Annotated in this window: 12 protein-coding genes; 5 read left to right on the forward strand and 7 right to left on the reverse strand. The window is 73.8% G+C overall.

Annotated elements, in window-relative coordinates:
- Nucleotides 1–71: 71 nt before the first annotated feature.
- Genes AC0I8G_RS11225 through AC0I8G_RS11235 form a run of 3 tightly spaced genes read right to left on the reverse strand, consistent with a single transcriptional unit; the run spans nt 72 to nt 3,480 of the window.
- Nucleotides 72–914 (reverse strand): transglutaminase family protein, encoded by an 843-nt coding sequence (locus tag AC0I8G_RS11225; RefSeq protein ID WP_328295429.1) that lies wholly within the window; start codon nt 912–914, stop codon nt 72–74.
- Nucleotides 914–1,852, reverse strand: coding sequence for an alpha-E domain-containing protein (locus tag AC0I8G_RS11230; RefSeq protein ID WP_328295428.1), 939 nt, complete (start codon nt 1,850–1,852; stop codon nt 914–916). Before AC0I8G_RS11230 ends, AC0I8G_RS11225 begins: the two co-directional genes overlap by 1 nt.
- Nucleotides 1,846–3,480 carry a circularly permuted type 2 ATP-grasp protein gene (locus tag AC0I8G_RS11235; protein WP_471729984.1) on the reverse strand — a complete coding sequence of 545 codons (1,635 nt, stop codon included), beginning with the start codon at nt 3,478–3,480 and terminating at the stop codon, nt 1,846–1,848. Before AC0I8G_RS11235 ends, AC0I8G_RS11230 begins: the two co-directional genes overlap by 7 nt.
- 229 nt (nt 3,481–3,709) lie before the next feature.
- Between AC0I8G_RS11235 and rpsT the strand changes: the two genes are divergently transcribed.
- Nucleotides 3,710–3,970 (forward strand): 30S ribosomal protein S20, encoded by a 261-nt coding sequence (gene rpsT / locus AC0I8G_RS11240; protein ID WP_328295426.1) that lies wholly within the window; start codon nt 3,710–3,712, stop codon nt 3,968–3,970.
- A 72-nt stretch (nt 3,971–4,042) separates the two neighbouring features.
- On the opposite strand, the gene holA is transcribed toward rpsT, so the two are convergent.
- Nucleotides 4,043–5,068, reverse strand: coding sequence for a DNA polymerase III subunit delta (gene holA, locus AC0I8G_RS11245; protein WP_471729985.1), 1,026 nt, complete (start codon nt 5,066–5,068; stop codon nt 4,043–4,045).
- Nucleotides 5,069–5,167: 99 nt separating this feature from the next.
- On the opposite strand from holA, the gene AC0I8G_RS11250 reads away from it, so the two are divergent.
- Both AC0I8G_RS11250 and AC0I8G_RS11255 read left to right on the forward strand, forming a co-directional pair.
- A complete protein-coding gene (locus AC0I8G_RS11250) occupies nt 5,168–6,760 on the forward strand; it encodes an LGFP repeat-containing protein (protein ID WP_471729986.1) in 1,593 nt (530 codons plus the stop codon).
- A complete protein-coding gene (locus tag AC0I8G_RS11255; protein WP_471729987.1) occupies nt 6,757–7,635 on the forward strand; it encodes an NAD(P)-dependent oxidoreductase in 879 nt (292 codons plus the stop codon). Before AC0I8G_RS11250 ends, AC0I8G_RS11255 begins: the two co-directional genes overlap by 4 nt.
- Nucleotides 7,636–7,654: 19 nt before the next feature.
- Here the strand turns inward: AC0I8G_RS11255 and AC0I8G_RS11260 are convergent, their stop codons facing one another.
- The gene (locus tag AC0I8G_RS11260) at nt 7,655–9,130 is read right to left on the reverse strand and encodes an amidohydrolase (protein WP_471729988.1); all 1,476 of its coding nucleotides are present in this window, start codon (nt 9,128–9,130) and stop codon (nt 7,655–7,657) included.
- Between the two features lie 179 nt (nt 9,131–9,309).
- The gene (locus tag AC0I8G_RS11265; RefSeq protein WP_471729989.1) at nt 9,310–10,140 is read right to left on the reverse strand and encodes an oxidoreductase; all 831 of its coding nucleotides are present in this window, start codon (nt 10,138–10,140) and stop codon (nt 9,310–9,312) included.
- 102 nt (nt 10,141–10,242) lie between these two features.
- Between AC0I8G_RS11265 and AC0I8G_RS11270 the strand changes: the two genes are divergently transcribed.
- The gene (locus tag AC0I8G_RS11270; protein ID WP_471729990.1) at nt 10,243–11,073 is read left to right on the forward strand and encodes a helix-turn-helix transcriptional regulator; all 831 of its coding nucleotides are present in this window, start codon (nt 10,243–10,245) and stop codon (nt 11,071–11,073) included.
- Nucleotide 11,074: 1 nt separating this feature from the next.
- Here AC0I8G_RS11270 and AC0I8G_RS11275 read toward each other — a convergent pair whose 3' ends face one another.
- The gene (locus AC0I8G_RS11275; RefSeq protein ID WP_471729991.1) at nt 11,075–11,914 is read right to left on the reverse strand and encodes a helix-turn-helix domain-containing protein; all 840 of its coding nucleotides are present in this window, start codon (nt 11,912–11,914) and stop codon (nt 11,075–11,077) included.
- Nucleotides 11,915–12,017: 103 nt separating this feature from the next.
- Here AC0I8G_RS11275 and AC0I8G_RS11280 point away from each other — a divergent pair, with 103 nt between their 5' ends.
- Nucleotides 12,018–12,776 carry an SDR family oxidoreductase gene (locus tag AC0I8G_RS11280; RefSeq protein WP_471729992.1) on the forward strand — a complete coding sequence of 253 codons (759 nt, stop codon included), beginning with the start codon at nt 12,018–12,020 and terminating at the stop codon, nt 12,774–12,776.
- Nucleotides 12,777–12,788: the final 12 nt, after the last annotated feature.

A 12,788-nucleotide genomic window follows, 5' to 3' on the forward strand; every position in this document is an offset into this window, starting at 1 on the left:
CACCCCCACCTGTAGCGGTGTGAGCACCCTCACGAACGTCCTCGGGCGTCCGGTGCGCCCCGGCGGAGCGGTCAGGCGACGCGGGCGACGAGGACCTGGGCCGTGACCGTGGACTTGGGGCCGGAGTAGACGCCCTGCAGCGGTGAGACGTCGGAGTAGTCGCGGGCCCGGGCGACGACGACGTGGCGGTCGCCGATGGCGATGTCGTTCGTGGGGTCCCAGCCGGTCCAGGCGCCGTCGAAGAACTCGATCCACGCGTGGCTCTCCCCCGCGACCTCCTCCCCGAGTTCGGGGTCGCGGCGCGGGTGCAGGTAGCCCGAGACGTAGCGGGCCGGGATGCCGAGTTCGCGCAGGCCCGCGAGCGCCAGGTGGGCGAGGTCCTGGCAGACCCCGCTGCGCTGGTCCCAGGACTCCTGCGCCGTGGCGTGCACGCCGGTCGCCCCCGGGACGTAGGAGACCTCGTGGTGGATCCAGCCGCAGATGCGGTGCGCGGCCTCACGCGGGTCCGAACCACCCGCCAGGTCCCGCACCGCCTCGCGGAAGCCCTCCGGCGGCGGCAGGGTGCGCGGGGTGGGGGTGAGGAACTCCGCGAAGTCGTCGAGGAGGGCGTCGGAGCCCAGTTCCTCCCAGGTCAAGGGGTCGGGGACGACGAGTTCCGCGCGGCGGTCCGTCTCGACGAGGCTGATGCCCCGGGTGACGAGGACGTCGTGGCGGGTGTGCAGGTCGAACGCCGTGACGTGGGTCCCCCAGTAGTCCCAGTAGCGGGTCAGCGTCGCTGTGGGGCTGACCTCGACCCGGGTGTCCAGGGCGGTCTGGTCGGGCAGGGTCAACGGGGTCAGGCGCGCCTCGTTGAAGGAGACCCGGACCGGGCCGCCGTAGGTGTGGGTGCTGGTGTGCTCGATGCGCAGTCTCATCAGGACCTCCCGGCCGTCCAGGACACGGCCCCGGCCATCGGGAAGAACCGTTCCGCCACCGCGGAGGACGCCGCGGAACACGCTTGCTGCACCTGGCGCATCTGGTCGTGCAGGTCGGCCAGGAGTTCCTCCGGGCTCTGGAACTCCAGTTGCGTGCGGGCCTGTCCGATCACCCGCCGGGCGTCCTGGGCGTAGCCGACCCGGCGCAGTTGCGGGTCGATGGCCTGCAGGCACCCCTCGGCGACCTCGAGCGCCGCGACGACCGAGCGCGGGAACAGCCGGTCGAGGAGGAGGAACTCGGCCGCGTCGGCCTCACCCGCGGCCCCCGTGCTGGAGCCGTGGTAGGTGCGCAGGAACGCCTCGTAGGCCCCGGTGGAGCGCAGCAGCAGGGGCCACTGGGTCCCCCCGGAGACGACCCGCGTCGCGACGAGCCGGGCCGTCATGTCGGCCCGTTCCAGGGAGCGGCCGAGCACGAAGAACTGCCAGGAGTCGTCGCGGCTCATCGTCGCGTCGACGAGACCGGAGACGACGGCGGTCCGTTCCCGGATCCAGGAGAAGAACCGGTGGGGGCTCGCGGCGCGCCAGCGTCCGGAGGCGAGCGCGTTCCACGTCGTGTTCAGCGACTCCCACATGTCGCTGGACACCGTCTCCCGCGCGCGCCGGGCGTTCTCCCGCGCGGCCCCGAGCGCTCCCGTGATCGAGCTGGGGCTGACGGTGTCGTAGGCCAGGGTCTCCAGCAGTTCCCGGCGACCGGTGCGGACGTCGTGGTCGACGGGCGCACCCATGACGCTCAGCAGCGAGCGCGAGACCGCGGCCTCGTCGATCCACGGGTCGGCCAGGGTGCGTTCGACGTGGACGTCGAGGATGCGGGCGGTGGAGTCGGCGCGTTCGACGTAGCGGCCGATCCAGAACAGCGACTCCGCGATGCGGCTCAGCACGATCGACCCTCTTCCCCGAGTTTCTGCTGTTGCTGTTGCTGCTGCTGGGCCTGGTCGCTGCCCGACCCGGGACCCGGGTCGGCCAGGTGGTGCTGCCCGGTCGGCGGCACGGGTTCCTCGACGGGGGCCGCGACCTCGACCGCGACCGGTGGGAGGAGCTCCTCGACGGCCTCGTCGTCCCCGGCCAGGACCCAGGTGTCCTTGGACCCCCCGCCCTGGCTGGAGTTCACGACGAGGGACCCCTCGCGCAGGGCGACGCGGGTCAGGCCGCCCTTGAGGACCCGCACCTGCCGGCCGTCGTTGACGGCGAAGGGACGCAGGTCGACGTGACGGGGACGCAGGTGCGCCTGGGCGAGGGTGGGGACCGTCGAGAGCGCGATGACGGGCTGCGCGATCCAGCCCCGCGGGTCGGCCAGCACCCGGGCGCGCAGGTCCTCGATCTCCTGCGGGCTGGCGTCGGGGCAGACCACGAGCCCCTTGCCGCCGGACCCGTCGACCGGTTTCACCACGAGCTCCTCGAGACGGTCCAGCGCCTCCTCCCGCTCGGCGGGGATCTCGAGGCGGTAGGTCGGGACGTTGCCGAGGACGAGCTCCTCGCCCAGGTAGTACCGGGTCAGCTCGGGGACGTAGGTGTAGACGAGCTTGTCGTCGGCCACCCCGTTGCCGACGGCGTTGGCGATGCCCACCCCGCCGGCGCGGGCGGCGTTGAGGATGCCCGCGGCACCGAGCACGGAGCTGCGGCGGAAGTGCAACGGGTCGAGGTACTCGTCGTCGACGCGGCGGTAGACGACGTCGACGCGGCGGTCGCCGGCGGTGGTCCGCATGAAGAGGCGGTTCCCGCGGCAGACGAGGTCGCGGCCCTCGACGAGCTCGACGCCCATCGCCCGGGCCAGCAGCGAGTGCTCGAAGTAGGCGGAGTTGTAGACCCCGGGGGTCAGCACGACGACGGTCGGGTCGTCCACCCCGGCCGGTGCCGAGGCGCGCAGCGCGGCGAGCAGGTGCTGCGGGTAGTCCGCGACGGGCTGCACCCGGTGGGCCTGCAGCGCTTCGGGCAGGACCTGGGTGATGGCCTGCCGGTTCTCCAGCACGTAGCTGACGCCGGAGGGGACGCGGACGTTGTCCTCCAGGACGCGGAAGTCGCCGGCCTCGTCGCGCACCAGGTCGATGCCGGCCACGTGGATGCGGACGCCACCCGGCGGCTCGATCCCGACGGCGGCGCGGTGGAAGTGGCTGGAGGAGGTGATCACCTTCCGTGGGATGACCCCGTCCTTGACGGCCCGCATGGGGCCGTAGACGTCGGCCAGGAACGCCTCCAGGACCCGCACGCGCTGCGCCACGCCGCGCTCGACCCGGGCCCACTGGCGGGCCTCGATGATGCGCGGGACGACGTCGAGGGGGAAGGGTCGTTCCTCGCCCGCGTAGTCGAACGTCACCCCCCGGTCGAGGAAGGTGCTGGCGAGCTGGTCGGCCCGGGCCCGCAGCTCGGTGACCGGGAGCTCCTGCAGCGTGTCGTACAGCGCCGCCCACTCCGGTCGTGGTCTCCCGTCGACGTCGAGCATCTCGTCGACGGCCCGACCGGCCGCTGCTCCCGCCGGTGCGTCGCGGTAGCCCTCGAACACGTCACCCATGGGGCGCACCCTAGGGAAGATGACGTTTCCGGCGCGTTACGCGGACGTTGCGGCGCGTGTCGTGGACGTGTCGGTGACCGGTTCCGTCCGCTGCTAGTCTTGAAGGCGCCTTCGCCTGAGTGCGGAGGTCACGGTCTCCCGCCGTCCCTCCCGGTGTCCCCACGCCGGAAGTCCCCGGTGGAGCGACCGCCCTCTGACACGATCAGCGATCGACAGGAAGACGGAACACGTGGCGAACATCAAGTCGCAGAAGAAGCGCATCCTCACCAACGAGAAGGCGCGCCTGCGCAACAAGGCCGTCAAGTCGGAGCTGCGCACCGTCGTGCGTGGCTTCAAGGAGGCGCTCGCCTCCGGTGACGCCGAGAAGGCTCAGGCCGCTCTGGCCCTGGCGAGCAAGAAGCTCGACAAGGCCGTGAGCAAGGGCGTCATCCACAAGAACCAGGCCGCCAACCGCAAGTCGGCCATCGCCAAGGCTGCGGCCAAGGTCTGATCTCCGGATCCCTGCGAAGGGCCGGCTCCCCACGGGGAGCCGGCCCTTCGTGCGTCCGGGCCGTCCGGGGGCTCAGGTGCGCGCCTCGCCGACGGTGCGGACGGCCTTCTCCAGCGCGTGCTGGGCGTCGCCTCCCCCGCCCTTGACCGCGTGGTCCGCGGCGGCGACGGCGAGGATCGCGTCGGAGAGGCCCTCCGGTGAGAGGTGCTGGAGGTCTCGACGGGCGCGGTCGATGAGCCACGGCGCCATCCCGAGGTCGTGGGCGACCTCGGCCGACCGGCCGCGCCCGGCCGCCGCGACCTTGGCGAGCTGGCGCAGCCGCGCGGCCAGCGCCGCGACCACCACGACCCCGGGGACGCCGGTGGCGGCGGCGTGGCGGACCAGCACCAACGCCTGTCCCGTGCGGCCCTCGATGGCCGCGTCGGCGACCTCAAAGCCGCTCGCCTCGCGTCGACCGCCGTGGTAGCGGTGCACGGCGTCCTCGGTGAGCGTCCCGTCGGTGTCGGTCAGGAGCTGGTCGACCGCCGCGGCGAGCTCGCCCAGGTCGCTGCCGAGGGCCGCGACGAGGGCGCGGGCCGCCTCGACGTCGATGCGCCGCCGGGCGCGTCGGACGTCGGCGAGGACGAAGTCGACCTTCTCCTGGTCGCGCTTCAGCGGCTGGCAGGACACCTCGGCGACGCCGGCGACGGCCCGGGCCGCGTCGAGGACCTTCTTCGCCCGGTTGCCCCCGCGGTGGCGCAGCACGAGGACGACCGTCTCGACCGGGGCGGTCAGGTACTCCAGGACGTCGTCCACGAAGGCTTCGCTGGCCGCGTCGACCCCGTCGACCAGGACGAGGGAGCGCTCGTCGAAGAGGGACGGTGACGTCCACGTCGAGAGCTGCCCCTTCTGGTAGCCCGCCGCGGAGACGTCGGTGCGCTCGAAGGTCGGGTCGAGCTCGCGCATCCGCGCGTTCAGGGTGCTGAACGCCCGGTCGGCGAGGTGCTCCTCGGACCCGACGAGCAGGACGACGGGGGCCGGGCCGAGGTCCTGCGGGGCGGTCGTGGCCGCCGCGGGGGCCTTCTTCGCGGGGCTCTTGCTGGCGGTCTTGGCGGGCACGGAGCCACTGTCGCACGCGGCCCTGACAGTGACTCCCCGCCTGCGAACGGGCACGCTCCGCTGTTACTTTTGCGACTCCTGAGACACGAGGGAGTTGCCGTGAAGGTGAGTTCGAAGGTCGCCGGCGGTGCGGTCGCCGCGCTGTTGCTGGCCCCGGCGGCGACCGCCGAGGCGGCTCCGGGAAGCCGGCAGGAATCACCCCTGCGGGTGCAGGTCGTCTGCGGGCGCAACGACCAGCGGCTCGACATCGCCTGGCGCGCCGACGACCCGTCGACCTACCACCGCGTCCGGACCGACCTCGTGAACACCTGGGCCCCGCAGGCCGACGGTCCGGGCTGGCAGGCCGAGCACGTCCGGCTGGCGGCCACGGGCGTCGGGCCCGTCACGGTCAGCCTGCTGGCCGGTGAGGAGGTCGTCGCCCGACGGACGGTCACCGTCCTGGCGTGCGACGGCTGGCAGGGCCGGGCCGGGTACGAGCAGTCCGGTCAGGCCGCCGGCGACGCACCGCTGGCCATCGGCCCGTTCACCGGGGAGACGACGGTCGTCGGCGGCGCCGTGGTCGAGACCGCCCGGGACGGCCACCTCGCCGTGGCCGCCGACGGCACCGCCCACGTCGTCCGCGGCGCCATCGACGACTACTGGTGGGCCGACGGCGGACCCACCGGCCGGCTCGGGCTCCCCACCGGCAGCGAGGCCCGGACCGAGGACGGGTCGGGGTACTCGACGACGTTCACGGGTGGGACCGTCTTCTGGAGCCCGGCGACCGGTGCACGCACCCTGGCCGTCGGCTACCCCTACGGCGTCGGCCTCGACGGCACGGCCGACGACCCGCGTCCCGGGTACCCCACCGACGAGGGCGGGTCGGTCCACCGGGGCGACGGTTCCCTGGTCGGTTCCTGGCAGCACTTCGAGCACGGCGTCGGCTACCAGTGGATGCTGGGCACGGGGTACGTCTTCGACGGTCCCATCCGGGACGTCTACGCCGCGACGGCGTACGAGAACGGCCGACTCGGCTGGCTGATCAGCAGCCCGGAGGCGTTCGCCTACGGCTTCCACGCCCCGAACGACCGGGACAGCCTGCGTCAGCGCTTCGAGCACGGGGCCGTCTACGCGCCGCTGAACGGAACCGTTCCCGCCCGGGTCCTCTACGGCGCGATCGCCGCCTACTACGAGGGGAACCGGGGTCCGTCGGACTTCGGCCGGGTGGTCAGCACGGGCTACCCGCTCACCGACGAACTCACCACCCCGGACGGGGTCGGCCGCTACGCGCACTTCGCGGGCGGGGCCAGCGTCTACTGGTCCCCCACCTCCGGCGCGCACGCCGTCGACGACGTCGGCTACCCCTTCCGCAGCTACTGGGCCTCCCGCGGGTGGGAGGCGTCACCCCTGGGCTACCCCACCGGGGAGCGCGAAACCCTCGGGTCGCAGAACCCGTTCGGATCCGTCGGTGCGCTGCAACGCTTCACCGGCGGGACGGCGTACTCGCACCAGGACCCCACGGTGGCCGGGAACGTGACCGCGACCGTCCGCGGGGCGATCGCGCAGACGTGGAGCGCGATGGGCTGGGAGAACTCGGCGCTCGGGTACCCGCTTTCGGAAGAGTTCCCCGTCGTGGGCGGGGTGCGCCAGACGTTCCAGGGCGGCGCCCTCACCGCGAACGCCGCCACCGGCGCCGTGACCGTCACCCGATGACCGTCGGGGTCCTCGGGGTCGGGCGGATGGGGCTGCCGGTCGCGCGGCGGTTCCTCGCGGCCGGGCGGGACGTCCTGGCCGTCGACCCGGATCCGGTCCGGGTCGGGCTCGCCGTCGCCGCCGGAGCGCGCCGTTCCACCCCGGACGCCGTCGCCGGGCAGGTCGACGTCCTCGTCACCGTGCTGCCCGGTGCGGACGAGGTTCCCGCGGTCACGCCGACGCTGGAGCACCTGCGACCGGGTTCGGTCTGGCTGGACCTCACCAGCGCGGACCCGCGCACCACGAACGCGATCGCCGGCCGGTTGGACGCGGGCGTGGTCGGGGCGGCGATGGGCGGCGGCCCCGCCGACGCACGCGAAGGTTCCCTCGACCTGTTCGTGGGCGGCCCGGATCCGGACGTGCAGCAGGTCCTCCCCCTGCTGCGGGACCTGAGCGGGAACGGCGGCTCGATGCGTCACGTGGGGGCGCAACCCGGGGCGGGACAGCTGGTGAAGCTGCTGGCGAACCTCCTGTGGTTCAACCAGTCGCTGGCCGTCACCGAGTCCCTGCTGCTGGCCCGCGCCGCCGGGTTGGACGTGCGGGGGGTGTGGGAGGCCCTGGCCGGTTCCGCCGGCGACAGCGAGTTCCTGCGCCGCCACGTCGACCACCTGCTCCGCGGCGACTACCTGCGCCACTTCGGGGTGGACCGGGTGGTCGAGGAACTCGACGTCCTCGCGGAGGTCGCCCGGGACGCGGGGACCCCCTACGACGTGGGCCGGCTGGTGACCCGCCTGCACCACGAGACCCTGGAACGGTTCGGTCCCGTGGACGGCGAACTCCTCGCCGCGAGGTTGCTGGAGGAACGCGGCGGGGGACCCCTGCACGAGGGCTCCTGACCGGGGACGGTGCGGCTCTTCAGATCCCGGCCCGGTGGGTGAACTCGCCCCCCAGCACCGTGGCGAGGACCTCGGTGGCGCGCAGCGCGGCGGCTCCCCCGGTGGCGAACGCCTCGGCGGGGTCGACCGCGACGAGGACCAGGTCGGCGACGTCGCCGACGTGGACGCCGTCTCGGCCACCGCTGCTCGCCACCAGCGCGACCTCGAACGGCAGGTGCTGCTCGGGGTGCCACGGCGCGCGGTCGTCGACGCTGCGGTGGACGGCGCTGGCCAGGGCGTCCCACGGGTCCAGCCGCGCCACGGGCGCGTCGGAGCCGAGCAGCAGCCGCGCCCCGGCGGCGTGCAACGACGCGTAGGGGTAGGCGCGCTCGGCCCCGGTGGGCCAGTGCCGTTCCACGGTGTCGCGGTCGTCGACGACGTGCCGCGGCTGGATGCTCGCGGTGACCCCGAGACGGGCGAACCTGGGCACGTCGTCCGGGTGGACCTGCTGGGCGTGTTCCAGCGTTCCGACGCACCCGGCGGCCTCGAAGCCGTCGAGCGCGACGCGGACCGCGTCGTCACCGATGGCGTGCACGGCCACGGCGAGACCGTGCGCCGTGGCCCGGCGCAGTGCGGGTTCCAGTTCGGCGAGCGGGATCCGCAGCATCCCGTGGCCCCCGGAGGGGTACTCCTCGTGGCAGAACGCCGTGCGCGTCCCCAGGGAACCGTCCACGACGTACTTCACCGGTCCCACGCGCACCCGCTCGGGAGCGCCGGGAACGCGGTCCCCGGTGCGCAGGCCGGCGGCGACGGCCGCGTCCAGCCAGTCCGGCCAGATCCCCGCCGCGACCCGGACGGCGGGCTTCTCCCGGCGGGCCCAGACGTCGATCGGGGCGTACTCGAGGTCGACGATCCCGGTCACCCCGCGGGCGGCGGCGACGCTCGTCGCCACCGCCACCCAGCGGTCCAGCCCGCTCGCCTCGACGGCGTCCACGGCGGCGAAGAGTTCCATCGCGGGCGCCTCCCGCAGCACCCCGCTGGGTTCCCCGACGCCGAAGCGGGTGGCCGCCACAGAATTCAGCCAGGCCGCGTGCAGGTCCCCGCTCACGACGACCACCGGACGGTCGGGGAACCGGGCGTCCAGCACGTCCCGGTGGGCGGGTCCGCTCCACAAGCCGTCCCGGTAGCCGTGCCCCAGCACGAGGTCGGAACCCGGCGCCGCCCGGGCGAGGAGGACGTCGGCGACCTCCGCCGGCGAGGTCGCCGCCGCCACGTCGATGCGCCGGCGGGCGACGGCCCACTGGGTGAGGTGGACGTGGGAGTCGACCAGACCCGGCAGCAGGACGGCCCCGCCGGCCTCGACGACCTGCACGCCGTCCCGCGGGTCGAGGCCCGTGCCCGCCGCGCGGAGGTCGTCGCCGATCGCGACGACGCGGCCGCCGGCGAGCAGGACGTCGCAGATCCGGCCGTCCCGCCGGACCTCGTGCAGCAACAGCGGGGCGAGCGACGCACTCATCGACTGACCTCGAGACGGGCGGCCCGGCGGCGGGCCGGTTCGGCCGGGTCGGGCACCGGCGCCGCCGCCGGCCACCGTGCGGGGAGATCGTCTCGCGGCGCGGGGAGGACGTGGTCACGGGGTCCCTGCTCCCCCCGGACCGGGCCCGGGAGCAGGCGGAGGACCGGGTGGATCGGTGCCTAGCGTCCCAGGAGGTCCAGCCGCTCGAGGGCCGCGGGTGGGAGCTCCAGCTCGCGGGCCGCGACGTTCTCCCGCAGGTGGGCGACCGAGGAGGTTCCCGGGATGACCAGGACGTTCGGCGAACGCTGCAGCAGCCAGGCCAGGGCGACCTGCTGTCCGGTGGCTCCGAGTTCCGCGGCGACCTCCTCGAGCACGCCGTGCTGCAGCGGGTTCCAGCCTCCCAGCGGGAAGAACGGCACGAACCCGATGCCGTCGGCGGCGAGCGCGTCGACGAGGGGGTCGTCGCTGCGTTCGACCAGGTTGTAGAGGTTCTGGACGAAGACGACGGGCGCGATCGCCCGTGCCTCGGCGACCTGTTCGGCGGTCACGTTCGAGAGGCCCAGGTGCCTGACGAGTCCCTCGCGCTGCAGCTCGGCCATCACGGCGAACTCCTCGGCCAGGGAACCCGGTCCCGGGACCCGGAGGTTCGCCGCGTCCAGGACGTCGAGGCCGAGGTGGTCGAGGTTCGCCTGCACCTGCTCACGCAGGTCGTGCGGGGACGGGTCCCAGCTGCCGTCCGGTCCGCGCCGGAACCCGACCTTGGTGACGATCTTCACCGCTGCGGGGTAGGGGTGCAGCGCCTCGCGGACGATCTCGTTGGTGGTGGCGGGGCCGTAGTAGTCGCTCGTGTCGAGGTGGGTGACGCCGAGGTCGACGGCGCTGCGCAGGACGCGGACCGCCTCGCTGCGGTCGCGCGGCGGGCCGAACGCGTTGGGGCCGGCGAGTTGCATGGCGCCGTAGCCCATCCGGCTCAGGACGAGGTCATCGGTGAGGGTGAGGTCGTTGTTCACGGACCCAGGGTGCGCCTGCGTCGACGTCCGGCGGGAGCTACGGGTCGTCCTGGTACACCTGGTACCAGGACGATCCGTGGCGGGCCCGGGCACACTGAGCGGGTGGACGACCTCGGTGCTGCGCTGCGCGACTGGCGGGACCGGCTGGACCCGGCCGACGCGGGACTCACCCGGAGCGGAGGACGGCGTGCACCGGGGCTGCGCCGCGAGGAACTCGCCGTGCTGGCCGGCATTTCCATCGACTACGTCGTCCGCCTCGAACAGGGCCGGGCCTCCACCCCGTCGGCGCAGGTCTGCGGGGCGCTGGCTCGGGCGCTGCAGCTCGCGGACGAGGAGTCGGCCCACCTCCTGCGCCTCGCCGGGCACGCCGCCGATCCCGGCCGGGTCCCCCGGTTGATCCCGGCCAGCGTCCGCCGGATCGGCGAGCGCCTGGCCGGGCACCCGCTGGCCGTCTACGACGCGACCTGGTGCCTGCTGCACTGGAACCCGCTGTTCGCGGCGACGTTCGGCGATCCCACCGTGGAACGCGAGGGCACGAGCCTGCTGCTGCGCCACTTCGCCGACGGGTTGCCCCGCATCAGGTTCACCCCGGCGCAACGGGAGGCCTTCGAGGAGTCGCTCGTCTCGGACCTGCGCTCCACGACGAGCCGGTACCCGCGCGATCCGGACGTCGCGTCACTGGTCGCCGAACTGCTGGCGGGACCGCGGTTCGCGGAACTCTGGGACCGGCGCACGGTCGCCGGTCACGAGAGCGCGCACAAGGTCGTCGAGCACCCGGAGATCGGGGACGTCGAACTCGACTCCGACACCCTGACGACGCAGGGCTCGAACCTCCGGGTCGTCGTCTACACCCCGCGGCCGGGCTCCGACGCCGCCGGCAAGCTCGAACTCCTGGCCGCCCTGGGGACGCAGCGGATGGCGCCGCGCGTCTGACTCAGCGCGGCGCGGGCTCCGCGGCACGGCCCGGGTCGGTGAGCGAGGCGAGCATCCGGAGCTTCTCGTCGCTGGGGCTGCCCCGGTCCGCGTAGTAGAGGACCAGGAGCACCCCGTCGACGGGCAGCTTGTCGCGGTGCAGCTGCAGTTCGCCGACGACGGGGTGGTTCACGATCGCCGACCCACCCTCCAGCACGCGGACGTCGTGGCGTCCCCAGAGGTCCCGGAACCGGTCGCTGGTCAAGGCGAGTTCCCCGACGAGTTCGACGAACCGGGGGTCCTCGACCTCGTTCCCCACGGATCCGCGCAACGCCGCGACGAGTCCCTCGGTGGCGGCCTCCCAGTTCTGGTGGAACTCCCGCTCCTCCGGATCCAGCATCAGCGAGCGGAGGCGGTTGTTCCCGGGGCGCAACCGCGGGGAGAACGCGACCGCGAGGTCGTTGGCGGCGAGGACGTCGAACGCCCGTCCCTCCACGAACGCCGGCACCCCGACGCTCGCCAGCAACTGGTGCAGCCGCGCGGGAACGCGTTCCGGCCGGGGCCGTCGGCGGGATCGCGGCCGGGTGGTGGCGAGGCCGAGGAGGTACTCGTGGTCGAGCTCGCCGAGCTGCAGGACCCGGGCGATCGCGCCGAGGACCTGGGCGGAGGGGTTCTTGTCCCGGCCCCGTTCGAGACGCAGGTAGTAGTCGCCGCTGATCCCCGCGAGGAGGGCGACCTCCTCGCGCCGCAGCCCGGGAACCCGGCGGTTCCCGCCGCCCGGCAGTCCCGCCTGTTCCGGGGTGACCAGACCCCGCCGGGCCCGGAGGTACTCCCCCAGCCGGTTCGCCCGCTCCTCGCTCACCGTTCGATCGTAGGTCCGGCGGGCCGCTGGAGAGGGGGTCCTGCCAGGACCCCGGACGAGCGGGGTCCTGGCCGGGTCTCGCGCCCCGGCGCACCGTGGAGGCATGGACACCAGCAACCGCACCGTCTTCCTCCCCGGCGCCACCTCGGGCATCGGCCTCGCCCTGGCCCGTCACCTCCGCGTCGCGGGCAGCACCGTCGTGGTGGGCGGCCGCCGCGCCGACCTGCTCGAGACGCTCGCCGACGAAGGTTTCACCACCGTCGCGATCGACGTGACCGACCCGGCGAGCGTCGAGAACGCCCGCGACACCGTGCTCCGCGAGCACCCCGACCTCGACACCGTCGTCACCATGTCGGGGGTGATGCTCGTCGAGGACCTCCGCGACCCCGCGCACTTCGCCGCCGCGCAGCTGAGCGTCGAGACGAACCTGCTCGGCACGATCCGCCTCGTCGACGCGTTCACCCCGCACCTGCTGGCCCGCGGGTCGGGGACGATCGTCACCGTCACCTCCGGCATCGGTTTCCTGCCCTTCCCGCTGATGCCGACCTACGCCGCCACGAAGGCCGGCGTCCACGCCTACTCCGAGGCGCTGCGCGCCCAGCTGGCCGGCACCGGGGTCGAGGTCACCGAACTCGTCCCGCCCGCGGTGGCGACCAGCCCCGAGGTGGAGCGGAGCAACCCCGCCGCCCTCGACCTCGAGGCGTTCGTCACCGAGGTGGTGGGCCTCCTCGGTGCGGACCCGACCCCGCACGAGATCCTCGTCGAGGGGGTCCGGATGCACCGCTGGGCGGAACGCGACGGGACCTACGACGAACTCGTCGCGCGGCGCTCGCAGGCGCTGGCGACGTTGCCGGGCCGCTGACCGCGGGTGGAC

Source organism: Kineococcus sp. AC630, assembly GCF_979255925.1.